The organism is Micromonospora olivasterospora, assembly GCF_007830265.1.
In the GTDB taxonomy this organism is placed as follows: Bacteria; Actinomycetota; Actinomycetes; order Mycobacteriales; family Micromonosporaceae; genus Micromonospora; species Micromonospora olivasterospora.
In genome coordinates this window covers 1,784,068-1,807,342 of record NZ_VLKE01000001.1, presented here as the reverse complement: position 1 = coordinate 1,807,342, position 23,275 = coordinate 1,784,068, and the positions used below count along the sequence as shown (strand labels likewise).

General features: G+C 74.7%; 18 protein-coding genes and 3 pseudogenes. 14 read left to right on the top strand and 7 right to left on the bottom strand.

The features are described 5' to 3' along the window. Positions 1-76 precede the first annotated feature (76 nt). Both JD77_RS08230 and JD77_RS08225 read right to left on the bottom strand, forming a co-directional pair. Complete coding sequence (locus JD77_RS08230; protein WP_145773746.1) at positions 77-745, bottom strand: potassium channel family protein; 669 nt, start codon at positions 743-745, stop codon at positions 77-79. After that, positions 735-2,069, bottom strand: coding sequence for a TrkH family potassium uptake protein (locus JD77_RS08225; RefSeq protein ID WP_145773745.1), 1,335 nt, complete (start codon positions 2,067-2,069; stop codon positions 735-737). The genes JD77_RS08230 and JD77_RS08225 overlap by 11 nt, the downstream gene beginning before the upstream one ends. Positions 2,070-2,209: 140 nt before the next feature. Here JD77_RS08225 and JD77_RS08220 point away from each other — a divergent pair, with 140 nt between their 5' ends. From JD77_RS08220 to JD77_RS08210, 3 genes and pseudogenes are all read left to right on the top strand, one after another. Further along, complete coding sequence (locus tag JD77_RS08220; RefSeq protein WP_145773744.1) at positions 2,210-3,349, top strand: glycerophosphodiester phosphodiesterase; 1,140 nt, start codon at positions 2,210-2,212, stop codon at positions 3,347-3,349. A 133-nt stretch (positions 3,350-3,482) separates the two neighbouring features. Beyond that, positions 3,483-4,079: pseudogene (locus JD77_RS08215) on the top strand (ABC transporter substrate-binding protein); the annotation flags it as partial. Positions 4,080-4,081: 2 nt separating this feature from the next. Then, a pseudogene (locus JD77_RS08210) lies at positions 4,082-4,351 on the top strand (branched-chain amino acid ABC transporter permease); the annotation flags it as partial. Positions 4,352-4,490: 139 nt separating this feature from the next. Here JD77_RS08210 and JD77_RS08205 read toward each other — a convergent pair. Then, positions 4,491-5,306, bottom strand: coding sequence for a hypothetical protein (locus JD77_RS08205; RefSeq protein WP_145773743.1), 816 nt, complete (start codon positions 5,304-5,306; stop codon positions 4,491-4,493). Between the two features lie 143 nt (positions 5,307-5,449). Between JD77_RS08205 and JD77_RS08200 the strand changes: the two genes are divergently transcribed. From JD77_RS08200 to JD77_RS08190, 3 genes are all read left to right on the top strand, one after another. After that, a complete protein-coding gene (locus JD77_RS08200) occupies positions 5,450-5,704 on the top strand; it encodes an AfsR/SARP family transcriptional regulator (protein WP_211372508.1) in 255 nt (84 codons plus the stop codon). 35 nt (positions 5,705-5,739) lie between these two features. Beyond that, positions 5,740-7,893, top strand: a complete 2,154-nt coding sequence (locus JD77_RS08195; protein ID WP_145773742.1) for a RecQ family ATP-dependent DNA helicase — start codon at positions 5,740-5,742, stop codon at positions 7,891-7,893. Positions 7,894-8,047: 154 nt separating this feature from the next. Next, positions 8,048-9,037, top strand: a complete 990-nt coding sequence (locus JD77_RS08190; protein WP_387227439.1) for a hypothetical protein — start codon at positions 8,048-8,050, stop codon at positions 9,035-9,037. Between the two features lie 16 nt (positions 9,038-9,053). Here the strand turns inward: JD77_RS08190 and JD77_RS08185 are convergent, their stop codons facing one another. Further along, positions 9,054-9,470 (bottom strand): helix-turn-helix domain-containing protein, encoded by a 417-nt coding sequence (locus JD77_RS08185; RefSeq protein ID WP_145773741.1) that lies wholly within the window; start codon positions 9,468-9,470, stop codon positions 9,054-9,056. 373 nt (positions 9,471-9,843) lie between these two features. Then, entirely contained in the window at positions 9,844-11,481 is a 1,638-nt protein-coding gene (locus JD77_RS08175; RefSeq protein ID WP_145773740.1) for a DEAD/DEAH box helicase, read from the bottom strand. A 327-nt stretch (positions 11,482-11,808) separates the two neighbouring features. On the opposite strand from JD77_RS08175, the gene JD77_RS08170 reads away from it, so the two are divergent. Further along, on the top strand, positions 11,809-12,462 hold the full coding sequence (locus JD77_RS08170; RefSeq protein ID WP_145773739.1) for a ferritin-like fold-containing protein: 654 nt from the start codon (positions 11,809-11,811) through the stop codon (positions 12,460-12,462). 470 nt (positions 12,463-12,932) lie between these two features. Beyond that, complete coding sequence (locus JD77_RS08165; RefSeq protein WP_145773578.1) at positions 12,933-14,390, top strand: transposase; 1,458 nt, start codon at positions 12,933-12,935, stop codon at positions 14,388-14,390. Between the two features lie 4 nt (positions 14,391-14,394). On the opposite strand, the gene JD77_RS08160 is transcribed toward JD77_RS08165, so the two are convergent. Then, entirely contained in the window at positions 14,395-14,622 is a 228-nt protein-coding gene (locus JD77_RS08160; RefSeq protein ID WP_145773738.1) for a DUF3107 domain-containing protein, read from the bottom strand. A gap of 65 nt (positions 14,623-14,687) precedes the next feature. Beyond that, positions 14,688-15,326 (bottom strand): TetR/AcrR family transcriptional regulator, encoded by a 639-nt coding sequence (locus JD77_RS08155; protein ID WP_145773737.1) that lies wholly within the window; start codon positions 15,324-15,326, stop codon positions 14,688-14,690. Between the two features lie 976 nt (positions 15,327-16,302). Between JD77_RS08155 and JD77_RS08150 the strand changes: the two genes are divergently transcribed. The 6 genes and pseudogenes from JD77_RS08150 to JD77_RS08125 all read left to right on the top strand — a co-directional run bounded on the left by JD77_RS08150 (position 16,303) and on the right by JD77_RS08125 (position 23,232). Next, positions 16,303-18,171, top strand: a complete 1,869-nt coding sequence (locus tag JD77_RS08150) for a hypothetical protein (protein WP_145773736.1) — start codon at positions 16,303-16,305, stop codon at positions 18,169-18,171. Between the two features lie 26 nt (positions 18,172-18,197). Beyond that, positions 18,198-19,202 (top strand): alpha/beta fold hydrolase, encoded by a 1,005-nt coding sequence (locus JD77_RS08145; RefSeq protein WP_145773735.1) that lies wholly within the window; start codon positions 18,198-18,200, stop codon positions 19,200-19,202. Positions 19,203-19,207: 5 nt separating this feature from the next. Next, on the top strand, positions 19,208-20,110 hold the full coding sequence (locus JD77_RS08140; protein WP_145773734.1) for a DUF3152 domain-containing protein: 903 nt from the start codon (positions 19,208-19,210) through the stop codon (positions 20,108-20,110). An 84-nt stretch (positions 20,111-20,194) separates the two neighbouring features. After that, positions 20,195-21,019: a DUF3152 domain-containing protein gene (locus tag JD77_RS08135; RefSeq protein ID WP_145773733.1), complete on the top strand. Its 825-nt coding sequence runs from the start codon at positions 20,195-20,197 to the stop codon at positions 21,017-21,019. 107 nt (positions 21,020-21,126) lie between these two features. Beyond that, positions 21,127-22,308 (top strand): adenylyltransferase/sulfurtransferase MoeZ, encoded by a 1,182-nt coding sequence (gene moeZ, locus JD77_RS08130; RefSeq protein WP_145773732.1) that lies wholly within the window; start codon positions 21,127-21,129, stop codon positions 22,306-22,308. 7 nt (positions 22,309-22,315) lie between these two features. Next, positions 22,316-23,232 (top strand): annotated as a pseudogene (locus JD77_RS08125) (prenyltransferase/squalene oxidase repeat-containing protein). Positions 23,233-23,275 lie beyond the last annotated feature (43 nt).

The following is a 23,275-nucleotide window of genomic DNA, read 5'->3' as shown; positions in this document are numbered from 1 at the left end:
GCAAGCACAAGCGCGACTGACCGGGCTCAGTTCGGCTCGGGCTGGCTCGGTTCGGCTCGGGCTGGCTCGGTTCGGCTCAGGCCAGCGCCGCGAAGCGCTGCACCTGGGCGATGCTCCCCTCCACGATCAGCACGCTCCCGTCGGCGAGCACCATGTCCGGGCCCGCGTACCGGAACCGCTCGCCGGGCAGCTTCGCCCCCACCACCTGCACCCCGAAGCGGTCGGCCGGCGCCAGGTCGCGCAGCGACCGCCCGACCAGGGGCGGCGGCACCCGTACCTTGGCGATGGCGAAGTCGTCGCCGAACTCGATGAAGTCCAGCATCTTGCTGACGATCAGGTGCGCCACCCGTTCGCCCGTCTCCGCCTCGGGAAAGATCACGTGATGGGCGCCGACGGAGTCCAGGATCTTCGCGTGCTTCTCCGAGGTCGCCCGCGCCCAGATCTGCGGCAGGCCCAGCTCGGCCAGGGCCAGCACGGTCAGTACGCTCGCCTCGACCGAGGCGCCGATGGCGACCACCGCCCGCGGGAAGTCGGCCACCCCGAGCTGGCGCAGCGCCCCCTCCTCGGTGGGGTCCGTCTGGGCCACCCGGTCGAGCCGGGACGACCACCGCTGCACGCGCTCGGCGTCGCGGTCCATGCCCAGCACCTCGTGGCCGAGGTGGATCAGCGACCCCGCCAGGTGGGAGCCGAAACGGCCGAGCCCGATCACCACGATCCCGTTATCGCTTCCGCGCCTAGCCGACAATGGGTTGCTCCTTCGGGTAGCGGTACAGCCGTCGCCGGGTGTTCAACGCGATCGCCGACCCGAGGGTGAGCGGCCCGACCCGGCCGATGTACATCAGGAGGGTCATCAGGTACACGCCGGGCTCGGGCAGTTGCTGGACGAGCCCGATCGTCAGCCCGGTGGTGCTGAACGCCGAGGTCACCTCGAAGAGCGCCTGGTAGTAGCGCACTCCGGGGGTGAGCAGGACGACCCCGAGCGTGCCGGTGGCGACCAGCGCCACGCTGAGCAGCGCCACGGTCAGCGCCTGGCGCTGGCTGGACTCGGCGACCCGGCGCCGGCCCACCGTGACGTCCGGCTCGCCGCGCAGCTCGGCCCACATCACGAAGGCGAGCAGGAAGAACGTCGAGACCTTGATCCCGCCGGCCGTGCTGGCTGAGCCACCCCCGATGAACATCAGCACGATGAGCAGCAGGTAGCTCACCTGGCTCAGTTGCGCCACGCCGATCACGTCGAAGCCGCCCGTCCGGCTCAGCGCGACCTGGGCGAACGCGGCCAGCGCTGTCCCGGCCACGTCGTACGTGCCGAGGGTGCGCGGGTTGCCCCACTCGGCGAACAGCAGGTAGACGAATCCGGCCCCCAGCAGTACCACGGTGCCCCAGACGGTCAGCTTGGTGGCGATCTGCCACGTGCCCGGCCGCCGCCACCGGCGTACCGCCTCGAACAGCGCCGGGAAGCCCAGGCCGCCGACGATCGCGCCCAGCGCCAGCGGCAGCGAGATCCAGGGGTCCCGCGCGAAGCCGCGCAGCCCGTCGGAGTAGAGGGCGAAGCCGCCGTTGTTGAACGCCTGCACGGCGTGGAACACGCCGTACCAGAGCGCGCGCCCGGGCGGGTAGTCGTACGTCCACCAGAGCCGCCCGGTGAGGATCGCCGTCATCACCGCCTCGCAGGCCAGTACGGTGCCCGCGATCCGGACCAGCAGCCAGCCGACGTCGCCGATGCCGAACTCGACGGTCTCCGCCTGCACCAGCAGCCGGTTGCGCAGGCCCAGCCGGCGGGACACCGCCAGGCCGACCAGGGCGGCGCCGGTGAGGATGCCCAGGCCGCCGACCTGGGTGAGCACGGTGATCATCACCAGCCCGAAGCCGTTCCAGTAGTTCGGGGTGTCGTTGATCGCCATGCCGGTCACCGAGACCGCCGACGTCGCCGTGAACAGGGCGGTGGACAGCGGGGTGAACCGGTGCGTGCTCGTCGCGGCCGGCAGCATGAGCAGGCCGGTGCCGAGCAGGATCGCCGCCAGGAAGCCGAACGGCACCAGCCGCACGGGATGACGAAGAAACCGGCGCACGGAACAATCTTCCTTTTCCGGCCGAGCCTGGGTGCCGAAACGCCCATCCCGGAGATTCACCTCCCGGTCAGTCCGCGACCAACTGGCCGTCAACCGGACCCGGTCTGCTGAGCGCCATCCCTCGACGACAGGAGACGGCGTTGCGACGTACCCTTTCCGCTTTCGGCCTGGCCGGCGCGCTGCTCGCGGCGGCCGTGGTGGCGCCGGCCGTGGTGGCGCCGGCCGTGAGCGCCTCGGCCGACCCGCAGCCCGGCCCCGAGCGGTCCCGGGCCACCGACCGGCCGCTCGTGATCGCCCACCGGGGCGCCAGCGGCTACCGGCCGGAGCACACGCTGGAGGCGTACCGGCTGGCCATCCGGATGGGCGCCGACTACATCGAGCCGGACCTGGTCTCGACGAAGGACGGACAGCTCGTCGCCCGGCACGAGAACGAGATCTCCGGTACGACCGACGTGGCCGCCCGCCCGGAGTTCGCCGCCCGCAGGGCGACGAAGACCATCGACGGGGTGGCGGTGACCGGCTGGTTCACCGAGGACTTCACCCTGGCCGAGCTGAAGACGCTGCGCGCGCAGGAGCGGCTGCCGCAGGTGCGGGTGGCCAACACCGCCTTCGACGGCCGCTTCGAGGTGCCCACCCTCCAGGAGGTCATCGACCTGGCCCGCGCCGAGAGCCGGAACAGGGGCCGGGCCATCGGCATCTACCCGGAGACCAAGCACCCCAGCTACTTCGCCTCGATCGGGCTGCCGCTGGAGGAGCCGCTGGTCACGGTGCTGCGGGCCAACAGGCTGACCCACCGCAACGACCCGGTGATCATCCAGTCCTTCGAGACGGCCAACCTGCGCAAGCTGGACAAGATGATCGACGTCAAGCTCGCCCAGCTGATGGACGCCTCGGGCCGGCCGTACGACTTCACCGTCGCGGGCGACCCCCGCACCTACGCGGACCTGGCCTCGGCCGCCGGCCTGAGGTGGATCGCCTCCTACGCCGACGGGGTGGGCGCGCACAAGAACCTGATCGTCCCCCGGGACGCCGCCGGGAAGCTGCTCGCGCCGACGACCCTGGTCCGGGACGCCCACCGGGCCGGGCTGGTCGTGCACGCCTGGACGTTCCGGGCGGAGAACCAGTTCCTGCCGGCCGACTTCCGCATCGGCGCCGACCCGAACGCCCGCGGCGACGTCACCGCCGAGTACGAGCTGTTCCTGGGCCTCGGCCTCGACGGCGTCTTCTCCGACCACCCGGACACCGCCGTCGCCGCCCGCGCCGGCCTGCCCGCCCGCTGACCAGACCTGATTCCGCACCCCTCGCCGGCCCGCCCGGCCCGCCGTCCGGGGCCGGCGATCAAGAGCTTTGCGTCAGGTTCCGGCCCCAGGGACGACGCAAACCTCTTGATCGCCGGACTGGGGCGGGGGTGGGGGCAAGGGAGCTGGGTACATCGAAGGGTTCAAGGCCGGCCTGGACTTCGCCACCAACGGCACGGGCAAGGTCGGCGACCGGAAGATCGAGGTCACCGAGGTCGACGACGCGGGCGACCCGGCCAAGGCGGTCTCCGCGGCCAAGGACCTGATCGGCAAGGGCGCGAAGATCATCGCCGGCTCGACCTCGTCGGGCGTGGCCCTGCAGGTGGCCCCGATCGCCGCCCAGAACAAGGTCCTGTTCATCTCCGGACCGGCCGCGACCGACGCGGTGACCGCCGCGAACAGGTACACCTTCCGCTCCGGGCGGCAGTCCTACCAGGACGTGGTGACCGCGAAGTCGTTCATCGGCGACCCGACCGGCAAGAAGGTGGTCGTCTTCGCCCAGGACGGCGCGTTCGGTGACGCCAACGAGGCGGCCGTGAAGGCCGTCATCGGCGGCGCCGGGGCGACCGTGAGCAGCGTCCGCGCGCCGGCCAGCGCCACGGAGTTCACCCCGTTCGCCAGCCAGATCAAGGCCGCCAAGCCCGACCTGCTCTTCGTCGCCTGGGCCGGCACCACCGCCCCCGCGATGTGGCAGACCCTCGACCAGCAGGGCGGCTGGTCATGGTGGTGCTCGGCGGGCCGGGCACCCGGTGGGGACCGGTGCTCGGCGGCATCCTCTACATGTACCTGGACCATCGCCTCACCGCCTTCGGCACCAGCGACGCGGTGGAGAGCCTGCCGGCGATCCTCAGCCGCCCGCTGAGCCAGCCCCTGTTCGTCCTGGGCACGGTCTTCATCCTGGCGGTGTACTTCTTCCCCGGCGGCCTGGCCAGCCTGCGGTCCCGCCTGGCCCCGTTGCTCCGCGCCCTCCCCAGCCGCCGCTGAGCCGTGTTGATCAAGAGGTTTGCGTCACTCTGCTCGCGCAGGCTGACGCAAACCTCTTGATCAACGAGGGAGGCGGGAGGGAACGGGGGCGGGGCGCGGACCCCCGTGTGGCCGCGCCCCGCCCCGAGCGCCCCCTCGGTCAGCCGTTGAGCAGGTCGTACGCGGCCTTCGGGGCCTTCTGGGCGGCGGCGCCCGTGGGGGCGGTCACCTGTGGCGCGCTGCCGTAGTCGCTGTACTCCACGACGTACGCGTACGCCTTGCGCTCCCCGGCGGCCGGCACCTGGAGGGTCAGCCGGCTGAGGTTGCCGTCCGGCCCCACCTCGGCCGTGAAGGGCACCGCCTTCGCCGCCGCGCCGAGCGCCGTCATCTGCTCGGCCTCCAGCACCTCGGCCGCCGCGCCGGCGGTCAGGTCGATCGTGCCGGCGTACTTCCGGTCGCCCTTCTCCTCGACCGCCGTCGCGGCCTCGATCAGCGGACCCGCGTTGCCCACGTCCGCGCCGTCCCAGACCGGCGCGGCCTCGGCGTCGGTGAGCTTGGCGCGGTCCAGCTCCAGCCAGCGGTCCGGCAGCTTCGGCAGGCCGGTCAGGCCCTCCCCGCCGGTGAACTTCACCTTCATCCAGACCTGCTCCGACACGACCCGGAACGTCATCCGGGTGGTGAGGCCCAACTCGGCATCCTTGACGGCCATGGTCAGCTCCACCCCCTTCGCGGCGGGGTCGACCAGGCCGGAGAGGTCGGTGTCGGAATCCTTGCCAGCGAAGCGGAACCTCCCGTCCGTGTCCTCGGGGACGGCGGCGAGCAACGCGTCCTTCGGCGTCGGCGCGGCCCCCGTGGCCGGTGCAACCGGATCGGACCCCGTCGCGCACCCCGCGACGAGGACGGTCGCGGCCAGGGCGGCGGCGGTGCTGGCGACGACCCGGCGGAGGCGCCCGGCGGTACGGGTGTGCTGTGTCATGGCAGATCTCTTTCTCGCACGTCTGGCGGTTGCCGGAGACGATGCTGTGGGCAGCCCCTGCCGAATCGCTGCCGCTATGCTGCCGTCCGACTGCCGTGCGGCTGCCGCCGGCTCGACCGGGGGTGTCAGGAGCGGAAATTCGCATGTCGGCAACGCTGCGCTTCGAGATTCTCGGTCACCAGCGGGCCTGGCACGGCGACCAGGAGATCGACATCGGCCCCGGCAAGCAACGCGCGGTGCTGGCCGTCCTGCTGCTCTCCGCGGGCCGCCCGGTGCCGACCGGGCAGATCATCGACGCCGTCTGGCCGGAGGACCCGCCGGCGAACGGCCCGCAGGCGGTGACCGACCATCTCCGCGACATCCTGATCTTCCTGCCGCCGGCCCCCGTCGGCTCGTGACCGGCGGGCCCGCCGGCGCCTGGTAGAAATGCCGGATGAGCCAGGATCGGGCGGCGGTGCGGGAGCGGGCCGAGGCGGTGCTGCGCCGGCTGGCCGGCGAGCACGCCAGGCTCCGGGAGGACCAGTGGCGGGCGATCGAGGCGCTCGTGGTCGACCGGCGCCGGGTGCTGTGCGTGCAGCGCACCGGCTGGGGCAAGTCCGCCGTCTACTTCGTGGCCACCGCGCTGCTGCGGGAGCGAGCCGGGGGTGCCGGGCCGGCCGGTGGAAGCGATGGCCCCGCCGGCCCGACCGTGATCGTGTCGCCGTTGCTCGCGCTGATGCGCAACCAGGTGGAGGCGGCGGCCCGGGCCGGCATCCGGGCCCGCACCATCAACTCGGCCAACCTGGAGGAGTGGGACGAGATCACCGCCGAGATCCACGCCGGGGCGGTGGACGTCCTGCTGATCAGCCCGGAGCGGCTCAACAACCCGGACTTCCGGGACGCCGTGCTGCCGAGGCTGGCGGCGACCACCGGCCTGCTGGTCGTCGACGAGGCGCACTGCGTCTCGGACTGGGGGCACGACTTCCGCCCCGACTACCGGCGGCTGCGTACCTTCCTCGGCAACCTGCCCGAGCGGACCCCGGTGCTCGCCACCACCGCCACCGCCAACGCCCGGGTCACCCAGGACGTCGCCGAGCAACTGGGGGACGCCCTGGTGCTGCGCGGCAGCCTGGACCGCGAGTCGCTGCGGCTCGGCGTACTCGACCTGCCCAGCCCGGCGCACCGGCTGGGCTGGCTCGCCGACCACCTGGACCGGCTGCCCGGCTCGGGCATCATCTACACGCTGACCGTCGCCGGGGCGGGGGAGACCGCCGAGTTCCTGCGCTCCCGGGGGTACGCCGTCGCCTCGTACACCGGACAGGCCGAGGACGCCGACCGGCGGGCCGCCGAGCAGGACCTGCTGGATAACAAGATCAAGGCGCTCGTGGCCACGAGCGCGCTGGGCATGGGCTTCGACAAGCCCGACCTCGGCTTCGTCGTACACCTCGGCGCCCCACCGTCGCCGATCGCGTACTACCAGCAGGTCGGCCGGGCCGGCCGGGCGGTCGAGCACGCCGAGGTGCTGCTCCTGCCCGGCGCGGAGGACGCGGCGATCTGGCGGTACTTCGCCTCGCTCGCCTTCCCGCCGGAGGAACAGGTCCGCGCCGTGTTGGCCGCCCTGCACACCGACCGGCCGCTGTCCACCCAGGCCCTCGAACCGATCGTCGACCTGCGCCGGGCCCGGCTGGAGCTGATGCTCAAGGTGCTCGACGTCGACGGCGCGGTGCGCCGGGTGCGGGGCGGCTGGCTCGCCACGGGCGAGCCCTGGCGCTACGACGAGGCCCGGCTGCGCCGCGTCGCGCAGGCGCGCACCGCCGAGCAGCAGGCCATGCGGGAGTACGCGACCACGCCCGACTGCCGGATGCGGTACCTGCGCGAGTGCCTGGACGACGCCGGGGCGGGCGACTGCGGCCGGTGCGACCGCTGCGCCGGTCCTCTGTTCTCGGCGGACGTGTCCGGGCCGGCGCTCGCCGCCGCGCAGGCGTACCTGGGCCGGCCCGGGGTCCAGATCGCGCCGAAGAAGCTGTGGCCGACGGGGCTGGAGGCGGTGGGCGTACCGCTGAAGGGGCGCATCCCTCCGGCGGAGCAGGCGCTGGCCGGACGGGCCGTGGGACGGCTGTCCGACCTGGGCTGGGGTGGCCGGCTGCGCGAGCTGGTCGGTCCGGACGCGACCGACGCGGCACTTCCCGACGACGTGGCGGCGGCGGTGGTCGAGGTGCTCAAGGCGTGGGCGCACAGCGACGACCCCTGGCCGCGCCGTCCCGTCGGCGTGGTCGCGGTCGGCTCCCGGCGGCGGCCCGAGCTGGTCGGCTCGCTCGCCGCGCGGATCGCCGCCGTCGGCCGGTTGCCGCTGCTCGGGCGGGTCGTTCCGACAGGCGGGGCGGGGCCCGGTGGGCCGCGCGGCAACAGCGCCCAGCGGGTACGCGCGCTGCACGACGCCTTCGCCCTGCCGGACGAGCTGGCCGACGCCCTCGCCGGGCTCGACGGCCCGGTGCTGCTCGTCGACGACCTGGTCGACACCGGCTGGACGCTGACCATGGTGGCCCGGCTGCTGCGCCGGGCCGGCGCGCCCGACGTGCTTCCGCTCGCCCTGGCCGTGGCCGGCTGACCCGCCCGGCCGCTCGTCCAGGTCCGGCACGGGAGGCCGGGAAAGTTCCCGGGGCGGGCGGATTGCGACCGCCGCCACGGTCCGCCGTCGTGGCCCGGCCAGCGGGCGGTCCGGCGGTACCGTGTGCCCATGACCGATCAGCAGGGCGGCGGCCGTGCCTGACCCGTCGGCGCCGGAGGCCCCCGCCCAGGGCGTGGTCCGCGAGCCGGACGGGGCTCCCGCGCCGGGCGCGGGCGGGTTGCTGGTGGACCGCGGCACGCTGCGGCTCGCGCTGGTGGTGGGCGGGCTGGTGCTCGCCGTCCTGCTCGGGTTCGGGCTCGGGCGGCTCAGCCCGTCGCCGGCCGACCCCGCGCGGCTGGCCGTGGCGGCCGACGACCACACGCACGCGCCGGGCACCGGGGCGCACGAGCACGGCGTCTCCGTGGGCGGGGGCGGCGCGACCGACGTCGGCGGTCTCGCCGTCAGCACCGGGGGCTGGACGCTGACCCCGCTGTCCGAGGGCTTCGCCGCCGGGCGGCCGGGCGAGTTCCGGTTGCAGGTCCGCGACGTCCAGGGCCGGCCGGTGACCCGGTTCGCGGTCGTGCACGACAAGCCGATGCACCTGATCGTGGTGCGCCGGGACCTCACCGGCTACCAGCACCTGCACCCCACGATGGCGGCCGACGGCACCTGGTCCGTGCCGCTGACCCTGCCGCAGCCGGGCGCCTGGCGGGCGTACGCGGACTTCACCGTGGTCGGCGACGACGGCGGCCAGACCGCGCTCACCCTCGGCGTCGACCTGGCCGTCCCCGGCGGGTACGCGCCCCGGCCCCTGCCCGCGCCCGCCGCGACGGCGACCGCGGACGGGTTCACGGTGAGCTGGTCCGGCGAGCCCCGGATCGGCGTCACCCGGCCGCTGCGCTTCCAGATCCGCGCCGGCGACTCCGTGCCGACGCTGGAGCGCTACCTGGGCGCGTACGGGCACCTGGTGGCGCTGCGCGAGGGGGACCTGGGCTACCTGCACGTCCACCCGGAGGCGGGGCCGCCCGGGGAGGGGGTCACGTTCCAGCTGACCGTGCCGGGGCCGGGCCGCTACCGGCTCTACCTGGACTTCCAGGTCGGCGGGGTGGTACGGACGGCCGAGTTCACGCTCGCCGTGCCCTGACCGGCCCCGGCGCGGGTCAGCCGGCGCGGCGAATCGGCCGGCGGGCCAGGTATCGCAGCAGGTCGCGGATGTGGTGCTTCTCCTCGGCCGGCACCCTCGGATCGGCCAGTCGCTGAAGGATGACCCGGACGTCGGCCTCGACGGGCGTCTCGTCGGCGGGCCGACGCGGGGCCGGGCCGGCGTCGGGCAGGCCGAGCGCCCGGAAAGCCGCCGCCACCGGCAGGTCGAGGGCGGTGCAGAAGCCGCGCACCTTGGCCAGCTCGGGGTAGTCCTGCCAGTCGCCGGCCAGCCACCGGAAGACCGTGGACCGGCCCACCCCCGTGTGCGCCGCCAGGTCGCTGACGGTCCAGCCGCGCTCCTCGCGGGCGTCGTCGATGGCGCGCCGCACGAATCGCGCGAAGGCCATCTGTGGCGAAACCTCTGACGGACTCATCCCTGCGGGGCTTTCCTTCCCGGTCGGGTGCCTTCGAGCGTAGTACCACGGGCGGCGGGCGCAAGCGACCAGCCGTCCCGCCCGTGCCGGCCGCCCCGCCGGTGAGCGGGCGATCCGGCACGCCGAGCTGAGGCGGCTGCTGGTCGACATCTCCTGGAACGCCTTCGCCGCGGCCGGCAACACGGGCGGGGCCCTCGGCGCGGAGACCCCGGGCAAGGTCGTGCCCTTCCCGACGGTGTCCCCCGACGCCGAGCGGTTCACCACCCGGGGCGGCAACGGCGACCGCCGCTGAGCGTCCCGTCGGGCCCCGGAGACGGGACATCCCCCGCGCCGGGGCTGCCCGGGACGGGGGATGTCGACGTGTGGTGCGGGGTCAGTCGGCGGTCGCCTCGACGGGCGTACCGGCGCCGGACCCGCCACCGCGGCGGCGCCGGCGGCGGCGCGGCTTCGCCGGCTCGCCCTCGGCGGTGACCGCGACCGGCTTGCTCGCGGCGGGCTCGGTGGGGATCACCGTGGCCGGCGAGCCGGCCACGACCTCGCCGGCCAGGCGGCGGCGCCGGCGGCGCGGCGTGCGGGTGCCCTCGGTCGCCTCGGCCGGCGTCTCGGCGTCCGGCCCGGCGACGTCGCCGGACCGGCCCCGGCGGCGCGTGCCGCGCCGGGAGCCCCGGCCGCCGCCCTCGCCGTGCCGGGAACGGCCGCCGAGGTCCTCCTCGACCTCGGCCGCCAGCCCCGCCCGGGTACGCTCCGCCGTCGGCAGCGTGCCGGTGATGTCGCGGGAGATGTCCAGGTCGGTGTAGAGGTGCGCCGACGTGTGGTACGTCTCCGGCGGCTCGGGCATGTCCAGGCCCAGCGTCTTGTCGATGATCCGCCAGCGGGGCATGTCGTCCCAGTCGACGAAGGTCACCGCGACGCCCGTGGCGCCGGCCCGGCCGGTGCGACCGATCCGGTGCGTGTAGGTGTCCTGGTCCTCCGGGCAGTCGTAGTTGATGACGTGGGTGACGCCGCCGACGTCGATGCCGCGGGCGGCCACGTCGGTGGCGACCAGGGTGTCGATCTTGCCGGCCCGGAACGCGCGCAGCGCCCGCTCCCGGGCGCCCTGGCCCAGGTCGCCGTGCACCGCGGCCACCGCGAAGCCCCGGAAGTCGAGGTCCTCGGCCAGCCGGTCGGCGGCCCGCTTCGTCCGGGTGAAGATCATCGTGAGGCCGCGGCCCTGCGCCTGCAGGATGCGGGCGACGATCTCCGCCTTGTTCATCGAGTGGGTCCGGTAGACCAGCTGCGTGGTCTGCGGCGACGGGCCGGTCTCGGCGGTGTGCCCGGCGTGGATCGTCACCGGCCGGCGCAGGAAGCGCCGGGACAGCGCGACGATCGGGTCCGGCATGGTCGCCGAGAACAGCATGGTCTGCCGGTCCTCCGGCAGCATCGCCAGGATCTTCTCGACGTCGTCGAGGAAGCCCAGGTCGAGCATGCGGTCGGCCTCGTCCAGGACCAGCGCGTGCACCCGGTCGAGCCGCAGGTGCTTCTGCTTGGCCAGGTCGAGCAGCCGGCCCGGCGTGCCGACCAGGATCTCGACGCCTCGGCGCAGGGCCTCGATCTGCGGCTCGTACGCGACGCCGCCGTAGATCGGCAGCACCCGGACGCCCCGGGTCCGGCCGGCGGTGTCCAGGTCCTTGGCCACCTGGAGGCCCAGCTCTCGGGTGGGGACGACGACCAGTGCCTGGGGCAGGCCGTCGCCGCCCTCGGACGGGGCGAAGACCCGCTCCAGCAGCGGTACGCCGAAGCCGAGGGTCTTGCCGGTGCCGGTCGGCGCCTGGCCGATCAGGTCGCTGCCGCGCAGCGCGATCGGGAGCGCGTACTCCTGGATGGCGAAGGCGCGGGTGATGCCGGCCGCGGCCAGCGCCTCGACGGTCTCGGGCCGGGCGCCGAGCGCGGCGAAGGTGGGAGCCTCCGGACGGACCGGAGCGGTCGGGGCCAGCGCCTGGCCCTCTGTGGGATCGAAAATCTGCTCGCTCATATGGATTTAGGGGTGCCCTCTCGTGGTGCGCCCCTTCTGTCCTCAGGGCGCGGTCGGTAATGGCGCGGGCCACACGGTCGGGGGGCGGGGATCGCCGGGCCGGGCCGGGCCGCACGCGCGCCATGGGCGGGACCTCGATCGGATCGGGTACTTCGACCAGGTCGGTGGCCCACGGCAACTGCTACATACTACCTGAACCGTCCGGGTGTCGTTCCTGTTCCAGGGATGGGTGCCGTCGACCGGGGTCAGCCCCTGTGACTTGCGTCACTCGCCGGCGTCGGCCCTCCGGGGCCCCTGCGCCGCGCGCCCGGGCGGTAGCCTGCGCTCGTGTCCGACCCCCACGCGCACCGCCCCGCCGTGGTCGACCTGCTCGGTCTGGTGGCCTTTGGCCAGCTGCTCGCCTTCGACCGGCTGGCCGCCGACGCCCGGCTCGCGCCCGACCTGCGCCGCCGGGCCGTTCTCAGCGAGATGGCCGCCGCCGAGATCGGCACCTTCCGGCGCCTCGCCGGCCGGCTCGCCGCGCTGGGCGTGCCTCCAGAGGAGGCGATGGCGCCGTACGTCGAGCCGTTGCAGGCGTACCACGACTCGACCGAGCCGAAGGACTGGCTGGAGGCGGTCACCAAGGCGTACGTCGGTGACGGGATCAGCGACGACTTCCTGCGGGAGATCGCCGGCGGGCTCGACGAGCCGGACCGGCGGCTGGTCCTGGACGTGCTGCACGAGTCCCGGTACGCCGAGTTCGCCGCGGCGGAGTTCAGGGCCGCGCTCCAGGCGGACCCGCGGGCGGCGAACCGGCTGTCGATGTGGGCCCGACGGCTGGTCGGGGAGGCGCTGTCCCAGGCCGGGCGGGTCGCCGCGGCCGACCGGGGCGCGCTCACGGCGCTCGTCGCGCAGGGCGGCCGGGTGGATGCGCAGGAGCTGTTCGGGCGGTTGACCGCCGTGCACACCGAGCGGATGACCGCGGTCGGCCTGAACAACTGACCGTCGGCCCCAGTGGGTCGACGCCGGTGCCCAGGTCGCCGGTGCCCGGCCGGCAGCGGGCAGGTTGGTGGTCGTCGCCGTGCCAGGCGACCGACCGGGCCGGCGCGGTGCCGGGGCGGGTGCGTCTCGGCCCACCCGCCCCCGGAACCGGACGGGTCATGTAAGGAACTCCGGTGCTTGATCAGCCCGGTGGTCCTGGGATTGGATGAGCATCCCGGTTGGTCCGGTGGGTGGCGACGAGTTGGGGTCTGAGGGAGAGCCTCGTACCGCTGATTGCTACCGCTGGTCTGGCCACGGATGTCCCGGATGAGGGAAGTGGGCCGGCCCTGCGAGGCCGGGTCCGGTTGCAGCACATGAGTGGGAGCCGTCGTCGGACTGCTCTGCCTCCTTGGGACCGTGGCTGTCGTGCGGTGTTGACCTGCGCGGATCGCCGGAGTGGTAGCTGGTGTACGTGTCCGGGGAGGCGGTAGATGCAGCGCAGGTTGGTCGGTATCGATTTGGGGATCGCGTCGGCGCACACGGTACGGGTGCGTGACGAGGCCGGACGGGAGGTGTGCCGGCGGCGGTGCGAGCCGACGGTGGACAGCTTGTCGATGATCGAGTCCGCGGCGTTGGCCGGGGCGGCGCCGGGCACGCGGTTGGAGGTGGTGATCGAGCCGACCGGGCCGGCGTGGCTGCCGATCGCGGTGTTCTTCACCGCTCGGGGGCACCTGGTGTTCCGGGTGTCGAGTGCGAAGGCGGCGGATCTGCGCCGGTTCCTGTCGCGGCATGCGAAGTCCAACGGCATTGACGCGGACACCCTGGCCCGCTTGCCGTTGATCGACCCGGACGGGCTACGGCCCCTCGAACTGCCGGATGCGGCAGCGGCGGCGTTGGACCGGCGGGTGCGCGCGTGTGACCGGCTGACCATGGCCGCGTCCGAGCACAAGGTGCGGATCAAGGACCTGGTCCGGCAGGTGATGCCGTGCACCCCGCTGACCGGTGATCTGGGCAAGGCCGACCTGGCGGTGCTGGAACGCTACGCCGACCCGCGTGCCCTGCTGCGGCTGGGCCGGGCCCGGCTGACCGCGCTGATCGTCAAGGCGTCCCACAACCACCAGGGCGCGGCGCGCGCCGAGCAGTGGCTGGTCGCCGCCCAAGCGGCGGTCGACCTCTACGGTGATCACCCGGCGGTCGCGTTCACCGACCTGGCCGCCGAGATCGCCACCGAGGTGCGGCTACTACGCGCCATCACCACCGAGCTGGCCGCGCACGCGGCCGAACGGGAGACCTGTTACCGGTGGGTCGACCCGATGCAGCTGGCCCGTAGCCTGCCCGGCCTGGCCGAGGTCGGCGGACCGGCGATGACCGCGGTCATCGGTGACGCCACCCGGTTCCCCACCGCGGCGCACTTCAAGTCATACCTCGGGCTGGCGCCGCGCGCGTCAGAGACCGGTGACACCGACCGCAAGGGCCAGCCGATGTCCAAGGCCGGCTCCCGGCTGGCCCGGGCCACTCTGATCCGGGCCGCGGACTGGGCTCGCAAGCAGGACCCGCAGCTCGCGCGCATCTACCACCAGCAGATGGTCGAACGCGGTGCCGAACACCTCAAAGCCAGCTGTGTGGTCGCGGCCCGGCTCGCCGAACGGCTCTGGACCGTGATGCGCCGCCGCATGCCGTACGTGATCTGCGACGTCGACGGCACGCCGGTCACCCCACAGCAGGCGAAACAGATCATCGCGCAGCAGTGGACCGTGACCGAGGAGATCCGCCGCAGGCGGCGCAGCACCAAGCGCAGGGCGGGGAAGGCCCCTCACCAAGCCCTCACGGGACATGATCAAAAAGACGCTCGAAGCGTACGAACGAGGCGACCTTCCCCACCCGAATCCTCCGCGACACCGTCACGGACCGTCAAGCAACCCGCCCTCTTGACAACCGATCCTCGATAGGGAATCAGCGGACGGTGAACCCGACCGCCCGCGGCGACGCCTCGGCGATCTCGACGTACGCGACCTTGCCGACCGGCACGAGGACCCGACGGCCCTTCTCGTCCGTGAGGGAGAGCGTCCCCTCCCCCTTGGCGAGGGCGTCGGTCACGATCTGCTCGATCTCGGCCGGCGACTGCGCGCTCTCCAGAACCAGCTCGCGCGGCGCGTACTGCACGCCGATCTTGACCTCCACGGTGCCTCCTCAACTGGGGCGAAAAAGCCGCCGTGGGAAGGCTATCCGATCTCGGGGCCGGATGTTCAGGCTGACTCACCCTGCAGCGGGAAGCTCGCGATGCCGCGCCAGGACAGGGCGGCGACCAGCGCCTCGGCGTCGGCCTTGGGCACCTGCCGACCCTCGGCCAGCCAGAACTGCGCCGCCGTCTCCGCCGCCCCGACCAGGCCGGAGGCGAGCAGCTCGGCGTGCGCCCGGCTGACCCCGGTGTCGGAGATGATCGTGTCGGTGATCGCCGCGATGCAGCCCTGCTCGACCCGCTCCACCCGCTGCCGGACGGCCGGATCGTTGCGCAGGTCGGACTCGAAGACCAGGCGGAACGCCTCGCTCTCGTGGTCGACGAAGTCGAAGTATGCGCGGACCGACGCGCTCACCCGCTCCTTGTTGTCGTTGGTGCCGCGCATCGCGTCGTGGACCTTGGCCACGATCGCGTCGCAGTGCGTGTCGAGCAGCGCCAGGTAGAGCTCCATCTTGCCCGGGAAGTGCTGGTAGAGCACCGGCTTGGAGACCCCCGCCCGCTCGGCGATGTCGTCCATCGCCGCAGCGTGGTAGCCCTGCGCGACGAACACCTCCTGCGCCGCCGCGAGCAGCTGCTTGCGCCGCGCCGAGCGGGGCAGGCGCGTGGGCCGGCCGGCGGTGTGAGCGCCGTTCCCCACAGCCGTCATGGGAACCTCCGAGTTTGTTCGTACGAGCCGGCACTTTTCCCCCGAACCGGTCGGCGCCCGTGGACCCCGGCCGGAATTGGCCCGCCGCTGTAACTTATCGCCACTGTCACCACACGGTAGCCTCAGCGGGGGCGACCAAGGAGCGCGTGGTGAGTGAAACAGGGCAACCCGGTGCCGCCACCCCGGGAGAGCACGGCGACGGGACGGGTCAGCAGGATGACCTGGCCCGTTCCGGCAACGGGTGGGCGCCCGCGGCGGCCGGTTGGTCCGGTGACGGCGCCGGGTCGCGGGAGGGCCTGCCGTGGCGCCGGGCCGAGGGGGCCTCCGGCTGGGCCGCCTCGTCGCCGCGCCACGGCGACCTGCCCGCCCCGCTGCCGGCTCCCGACGCGGAGCCGCCGAGCCGGGTCAACGGCCACTCGCACGGTCCCGACGTGCGTCGCGCCGGGGAGGAGCCGCCGGTGGTCCGCCAGGCCCCGGTGAGCGCGCCGCCGGTGCGCGAGACCGACAGCGACCGGTTGGCGGTCCCGGCGCAGCGGCCCGCCCCGGCCATGGAGCGTTCGGCCGGCCAGCACGGCGCCGCCGAGCCGGACGGCGGTTCCGCCCGACACGCCTCGGAGGAACCGCCGGCGCCCCGCGCCGGCCGCTGGTCGGATCCGGGCGTCCCGTCGTCCGCGCCCCCGGCGATGCAGGTGCCGCCGGTCGGCACCGCCGCGTCCGGCTTCGAGGTGCCGCCCGGCCTGCACGCTTCCGTCGCCGATCGGTCCGGCCCGGGCCCCGCGGCGTCCGCCGTCCCCACGTCCGGCTGGGCGGATCGCCTTCCGCCCGACGAGCCGGATCCCCACGTTCGCCCGCCCGCCGAGTCCGCGTACCCCTCGCTCGACGACCGCCCGTCCCGCCCGCCGGGGGAGGACCGCGCCGGGTACCCGCCCGCCGCCGCGGACCGCGCCGACGAGCGCGGGACGCCGCCCGAGCCGGGTTGGGCCGGCCCCGACTGGAACCGACCGAGCTGGGGCGGGGGCTGGGCGCCGCCGTGGTCGCGCGAGGAGAGTGCACCAACCGGTCGCCGGTCCCGCGAGGACAGCGCACCGGTCGGTCGCCGGTCCCGGGAGGACGACGAGCCGGCGGGCCGCCGGTCCCGCGAGGACCGGACCGCCGGCTGGGCCCGGAGCCGACCCGGGGGTACGAGCCCGAGCCGACCCGGGGGTACGAGCCCGAGCCGACCCGGGGGTACGAGCCGGCGCGGGACGAGTCGCCGCGGCCCTACCAGCCGCTGCGCGCCGAGGCCCCCCGGCCGTACGACGTCAACCGTCCCGACGTCAACCGCTCCGAGCCCGAGCCGCGCCCCGCGTACGACCCGGCCGCCCAGCCCGCCCCGGAGCCGGTCGACCGGTCGGCCTGGGCCGGGGGACACCCCGCGTCCGCCCCGGCCGACGACCCGCCCACCGCGGCCGTGGACCCGGCCGAGGTACGGTCCGCGCGGCCGTTCCGCCTGCCCCGGTTTCCCGGGGACCCGCCGCCCGCCGACCTTCCCGGCAGCCCACCGACCGTGGCGGGTGCCGGGCCGGCCGCCGGACCCGCCACCAGCGGGATCGGGCGGCCCGACCGCAGCTTCCCCACGCCCGCCCCGACGAGCGCGCCCCCCTACGCGGCCCGCCGCTCCGCGCCCGACCCGGCACCCCCGGCCACCCCCGTGCGGGAGGACCAGCGGCGGGGCCCGGACCAGGCGGTGTTGCCGCAGCGCGTCCCCGCCGAGCCGGACGTGCCCGTCGTGCCGGAGCCGTCAGCCGTGGAGCCCCACGCCGAGACCCCCCAACTCGCCCGCATCGCCACCCATCTACGACGCGACGACGAGCCCGCCCCGCCGCAGGAGCGGCCCGAGGGCTTCGACGTCAACGCGATCCTCGACGCCGTCCGGGGCGTGGCCGGGGTGCGGGACGCCTCGCTGCGGCGCACGCCGGCCGGCGCGCACAGCCTCCGGCTCGACCTCGCCGACGGTGCGGACCCGGCCGAGGTGAGCCGGATCGTCGCCCGCATGCTCCAGGAGCGGATGGGGCTGGCCGCCGCCCCGCAGAACGTCCCCGGGCTGCCCAGCGGCCCGCCCCCGCCCGTGCGTCGCCGTGCCGCCGAGGCGCGCGCCGACAACCGGGGGCCGGAGGCCCGGACGGGGAGCCGGGAGGGGCGTGCGGGCGCCGACGCGCCGACCCGGGCCGAGCGCCGGGCCGACCCGGCGGGGGACCCGCCGCGCCGGCGTCGCCAGACGACCATGCAGCGGGGCCGGTCGGCCGTGGACGAGGCCGGCCAGGTTCCGCCGGCCGCCGCGTCCGCCCCGGCCGGAGCCGCCACCGGCAGCCCCGCGACGCTCGCCGCCTCGTACTCCGGCGCGCAGCTGACCATGACGGAGGCCGCGCCGTCGCGACCGCTGGACACCGGCGGGGTGCCGGGGCCCCGTGTGGTGATCGACCACGTCCAGGTGAGCACGTACGGCCTGGACGCCAACGTGGAGGTGCGCCTCCTCGCCGGGACGGAGAACGCCGCCGGGTACGCCACCGGGCCGGCGGTCGACGGCTACGTGCTGCGGCTCTGCGCGGTCGCCGCCGCGGCGGCGGTGGACCAGCTGCTGCGCGGCGGGGAGCGGGAGGCCGACCGGGGGCGGTGCTTCGTGGACCACGCGGCGGTGGTGCCGTTCGGAAACTGCGAGGTGGCGACCGTCGTGGTGCTGCTGGTCTGCGACGGCTGGGTCGAGCAGCTCGCCGGGTCGGCGCTGGTCGCCGGGGACCCGCGGCAGGCGGTCGTCCGGGCCACCCTGGCGGCGGTCAACCGGCGGCTGGAAGCGCTGCTCGCCTGACGTACGGCGGCGGGCAGACTGAGAGCATGAAGCGCGCCACCCTCGGGCCGGAGCACCTCCTCCCGGAGCACGGTTGTCCGCCGCCGTGGCCGGGCCGGGAGGTGCGCCTCGACGGCACGGTCACCTACGTCCGGGACACCCCGGCCACCGCCCCGGAGGCGGAGCCGGCGCTCTACGTGCACGGGCTCGGCGGGTCGTCGCAGAACTGGACCGACCTGGCCGGGCTGCTCGCCGGCCGGCTCGACGGCCAGGCCATCGACCTGCCGGGGTTCGGGCGCAGCGAGCCGGGGCAGCGGTACACGGTCCCGGCCTTCGCCGACCGGGTGGTGCGCTGGATCGAGCACTCCGGCCGGGGGCCGGTGCACCTGTTCGGCAACTCGCTGGGCGGGGCGGTCTCCGTACGGGTGGCGGCGCTGCGCCCCGACCTCGTCCGCACCCTGACGCTGATCTCCCCGGCGTTGCCGTTCCTCGACTTCCGCCGCTCGTTGCAGGGCCGGATGCTGCCGCTGCTGGCGGTGCCCCGGGGCGAGCGCCTGGCCGCCTGGCGACTGGCCCGGCTCGACCCGGAGGTGATGGCGCAGCAGGTGATGGAGTCCTGCGTGGCCGACCTGTCCCGGATCAGCGAGCAGCGCCGGCTGGAGGCGCTGGAGGAGATCCGGGTGCGTTACGAGACGGCCCACCACGCCGCCGCGTACGTCCGTACGTTCCGGGGCCTGGTCTCCAGCTTCCTGCGCGCGTACCTGCCCGGGGCCGGGTCGCTGTGGCGGCTCGCCGCGGCGGTGCGCGCGCCGACGCTGGTGATCGGCGGTACGCACGACCGGCTGGTCGACGTGCGGGTGGCCCCGCAGGCCGCCCGGGTCATCCCGGACAGCCGGCTGCTGATGCTCGGCGGGGTCGGGCACGTGGCCCAACTCGAGGTGCCCCGCACGGTGGCCCGGGCGGTGCTGGCGCTGCTGGCCGAGCCGCGGGACGGCGTCGCGCGGCTCGCCGTAACGGAGGACAGCGCCGTGCGGCCCGACGTGGCAGGCTGACCGGGATGTCCGCGCCCCGCCCCCGTCACCGCTTCCCGACGGCCACCTACCACCCGACCACCCGGGCCGCCCGGCGGCGGCGCCGGTCCGTGTGCCCGTTGGTCGCGCTGGCCGCGAGCCTCCTGGCCGGCGGTGCGCTGCTGCTGGCCCGGCCAGCGCTGGACGTCGGGGCGTCGGAGGGGCCGCCGGCCGACCGCGAGGTGGTGGCCGCGGCGGACCAGTTCGGCGACCCGGCACCGGAGCCGACCGTGGCCGCCGCGTCGCCATCGGCGAGCCCCGACCCGGTCGAGGCGGCGCCGGTGCTCCGGCTGCCCGGCCCGGTGCCCTCGGCCGGGCAGGGTAGCTTCCGGTACGACGACCGGGCCGGGGAGGTGCTGGGCCGGGCGGGGACGCTGCAGCACTACCGGGTGGCCGTCGAGGAGGGCTCGGAGGAGGACGTGCACGCCTTCGGCACGGCGGTGGAGGAGGCGCTGGCCGGGCCGGGGAGCTGGGTGGACAGCGGCCGGCTGCGGTTGCAGCGGGTGCCCGGGGACGCCCGCTACGACTTCACGGTCTACCTCGCCACCGCCCGCACGGCGGGCCGGATGTGCGCAGCGGGCGGCGTGGACATCCGCGTCGGCGGTCGGCCGTACACCTCGTGCCGCGCCCCGGGGAAGGTGATCATCAACCTGGACCGGTGGCGGGCCTCGGTGCCGCACTACGTGTCGGCGAAGGTGCCGCTGGCGGTCTACCGGATGTACGTGGTGAACCACGAGGTGGGGCACCAGTTGGGGCACCGGCACGAGCGCTGCCCGAAGCGGGGCCGGCCGGCGCCGGTGATGATGCAGCAGACGCTGTTCCTCAACGGCTGCGTGGCCAACCCGTGGCCGTACCTGGACGGCCGTCGGTACGCCGGTCCGCCGCTCTGACCGGTACGCCGCCAATCCGAGTGATTTTCACGGTACGCGCCGGAACGGCCCGAATGCGCCCGGTTCGCCTGGCACCCTGAGGGCATGAGCGTCTCCTCCCCACCCGGGCCGTCCGGCTCGGCCCGTCCGACTCCGGACGGTGCCCGGTCGCGGCGCCCGGGTGCGCGTACCCTGCTCGGCGGCCTCGCCGCGCTGGCGGCGGTGGTCGCCGCCGCGGCCCTGCTCCTCGGCGGCGGGGCGGCACCCGGCCCGGCCGGCCCCGACGCGACCCACGTCGCGCGTCGGACCGGCCCGGACGACCCGGGCGGAGCGGCCGGCCGGGCGACGCCGCGCGGCTGGCCGAGCAGCGGGGCCGGCCGGTTCGCCACGGCGGAGGGAGAGTCGCCGGTCCGGGGCGGCGGCGGGCCGCTGCGCCGCTACCGGGTGGCCGTCGAGGACGGCACCGGGCAGGACGCGGACGCGTTCGCGGCCACGGTCGACGAGGTGCTCAGCGACCCGCGCAGCTGGATCGCCTCGGGCGAGCTGCGGGTGCAGCGGGTGGCCGACCCGGCGGCCGACTTCACGGTCTACCTGGCCACCCCGGCCACCTCGGAGCGGATGTGCGCGCTGGGCGGGCTGGCCACGGACGGGTACACCTCCTGCCGGCTGCCCGGCCAGGTGATCATCAACCTGGCTCGCTGGATGGAGGCCGTCCCCGACTACGGCGCCCCGCTGGACGTCTACCGGAGGTACGTGGTCAACCACGAGGTGGGCCACGAGCTCGGCGAGGTGCACCAGGCCTGCCCCCGGCCGGGGGCGCCCGCGCCGGTGATGCAGCAGCAGACGTACGGGCTGGACGGCTGCGTCGCCAACCCCTGGCCCTACCTGGACGGATCGCGGTACGAGGGCGAGCCGGTCGACGGGGTCTGAGTTATTCCCGCTCCCGCATGTCGGGCGACGTGTCACTGCTCATGGCCGACAGGCCCCGCGGCGGGTGACAATGGCGCGTCACCGTCCGTCGTCCCGGGGAGTCCACCGTGTCGTTGCCCCCGCTCGTCGAGCCCGCCGCCGAGCTGACCGTAGACGAGATCCGCCGCTACTCGCGCCACCTGATCATCCCCGACGTGGGGGTCGAGGGGCAGAAGCGGCTGAAGAACGCCCGGGTGCTGTGTGTCGGTGCCGGCGGCCTCGGCTCGCCGGCCCTGTTGTACCTGGCCGCCGCCGGCGTGGGGACGCTCGGCATCATCGACTTCGACACCGTCGACGAGTCGAACCTCCAGCGCCAGATCATCCACGGCGTCTCCGACGTGGGCCGGTCCAAGGCCGAGTCCGCCGCCGCGTCGATCCGCGAGATCAACCCGCTGGTCAACGTCGAGATCCACAACACCGCGCTGGACCGGGACAACGTCCGGGAGATCTTCTCCCAGTACGACCTGATCGTCGACGGCACCGACAACTTCGCCACGCGGTACATGGTCAACGACGCGGCGGTGCTGCTCGGCAAGCCGTACGTCTGGGGGTCGATCTACCGGTTCGACGGCCAGGCGTCGGTGTTCTGGGCCGAGCACGGCCCCTGCTACCGCTGCCTCTACCCGGAGCCCCCGCCGCCCGGCATGGTCCCCTCCTGCGCGGAGGGCGGCGTGCTCGGCGTGCTCTGCGCGTCGATCGGCTCGATCCAGGTGAACGAGGCGATCAAGCTGCTCGCCGGCATCGGCGAGCCGCTGGTCGGCCGGCTCATGGTCTACGACGCCCTGGAGATGACGTACCGCAAGATCAAGGTACGCAAGGACCCGAACTGCGCCCTCTGCGGCGAGAACCCGACGGTCACCGACCTGCTGGAGGACTACGAGGACTTCTGCGGCGCCGTCTCCGAGGAGGCCCAGGAGGCGGTGGTCGACGCGACCATCACCGCACTGGAGCTCAGGGAGTGGCAGGACGCGGGCAAGGACATCTTCCTGGTCGACGTCCGCGAGCCCGCCGAGTACGAGATCGTCCGCATCCCCGGCGCCACGCTGATCCCCAAGGGCGAGATCATCTCCGGCGAGGCGCTGTCCCGGCTGCCGCAGGACCGGCAGATCGTGCTGCACTGCAAGTCCGGCGTCCGCTCGGCCGAGGCGCTCGCCGCCGTCAAGGCGGCCGGCTTCCGGGACGCGGTGCACGTCCAGGGCGGCGTCCTGTCCTGGATCAAGCAGGTCGATCCGTCGCTGCCCGCCTACTGAGCGAAGGATGGGGCCCTTCCGGCGCGGAGGGGCCCCTTTTCGCGGTTGTCGGTCGTCCGACCATCCGAGGTGGGAACGCGTTTGCGCCGGTAGCGTGACCGCGTGGTCGACTTGGACGCCGCGATCGGCTTCGTAATGGCGCACGGCGACGCGGTGGACCGCGCCCGGCTCTCCTGGCTGCGCGCGGGCGCCGCACCGACGCCGGAACTGCTCGACAGCGTCGAGGCCGGCGAGCTGCCCGGCGGCGGCTGGCCGGCGGTCTGGGGCGACGACGTCGCCTCGGTAGACGCCACCTGCTTCCGGCTCGCGGAGCTGGACGACCTCGGCGCCCTTGGCCGACCGGCCGCTCGCCGGGCGCTGGACTGGCTGGCCGCCCGCCAGCACGCCGACGGCGGCTGGGAGGAGGATCCGGCCCTCGCTCCCGCCGCGCCGGAGTGGGCCCGGCCGGGCGACGAGGAGGCCCGTCTCTACCTGACCGCCAACGCCGGTTTCTGGCTGACCGTCGCGGGCCTGGACGCGCGGGCCGCCGGGCCGCTGGACCACCGGGTCGGCGGCGCGTACGCGGGCGTCGTGCACGTCGCCGCCCAGGCGCTCGCCGGCCGGCTGCACCCGGACGGGACCTGGCCGTCGTACCTGGCCACGGGCTGGCTGAGCGCGGCGGTGCTGCACCGGCAGGAGATGTTCTACGAGTCGGCCCGGATCCAGGTGGTGCTCGCCGACCGGATGCCGCAGCTGTCCCCGGCCAACGCCGCCTGGCTGGCGGCAACCCTGTGCCGCGTCGGCATGGGCGGGCAGCACTGGACGCTGGTCGCCGCGCGTCGCCGGCTGGCCGAGACCCAGCGCAGCGACGGCGGCTGGGAGAGCGACGACGGGCCCCAGTTCGACGTGCACACGACCCTCGCCGCGATCCGCGCCTGCCGCTGACTCCCGGGTCAACGCAGGTCCATGGACGACCAAGCCTTGCGCA

What these genes read in the sequence shown, in the direction of transcription:
- JD77_RS08205 (WP_145773743.1), bottom strand. Translation starts at nt 5,306, where the DNA reads ATGACACAGCACACCCGTACCGCCGGGCGCCTCCGCCGGGTCGTCGCC.
- JD77_RS08200 (WP_211372508.1), top strand. Translation starts at nt 5,450, where the DNA reads ATGTCGGCAACGCTGCGCTTCGAGATTCTCGGTCACCAGCGGGCCTGG.
- JD77_RS08195 (WP_145773742.1), top strand. Translation starts at nt 5,740, where the DNA reads ATGAGCCAGGATCGGGCGGCGGTGCGGGAGCGGGCCGAGGCGGTGCTG.
- JD77_RS08185 (WP_145773741.1), bottom strand. Translation starts at nt 9,470, where the DNA reads ATGAGTCCGTCAGAGGTTTCGCCACAGATGGCCTTCGCGCGATTCGTG.
- JD77_RS08175 (WP_145773740.1), bottom strand. Translation starts at nt 11,481, where the DNA reads ATGAGCGAGCAGATTTTCGATCCCACAGAGGGCCAGGCGCTGGCCCCG.
- JD77_RS08165 (WP_145773578.1), top strand. Translation starts at nt 12,933, where the DNA reads ATGCAGCGCAGGTTGGTCGGTATCGATTTGGGGATCGCGTCGGCGCAC.
- JD77_RS08155 (WP_145773737.1), bottom strand. Translation starts at nt 15,326, where the DNA reads ATGACGGCTGTGGGGAACGGCGCTCACACCGCCGGCCGGCCCACGCGC.
- JD77_RS08145 (WP_145773735.1), top strand. Translation starts at nt 18,198, where the DNA reads ATGAAGCGCGCCACCCTCGGGCCGGAGCACCTCCTCCCGGAGCACGGT.
- JD77_RS08140 (WP_145773734.1), top strand. Translation starts at nt 19,208, where the DNA reads ATGTCCGCGCCCCGCCCCCGTCACCGCTTCCCGACGGCCACCTACCAC.
- JD77_RS08135 (WP_145773733.1), top strand. Translation starts at nt 20,195, where the DNA reads ATGAGCGTCTCCTCCCCACCCGGGCCGTCCGGCTCGGCCCGTCCGACT.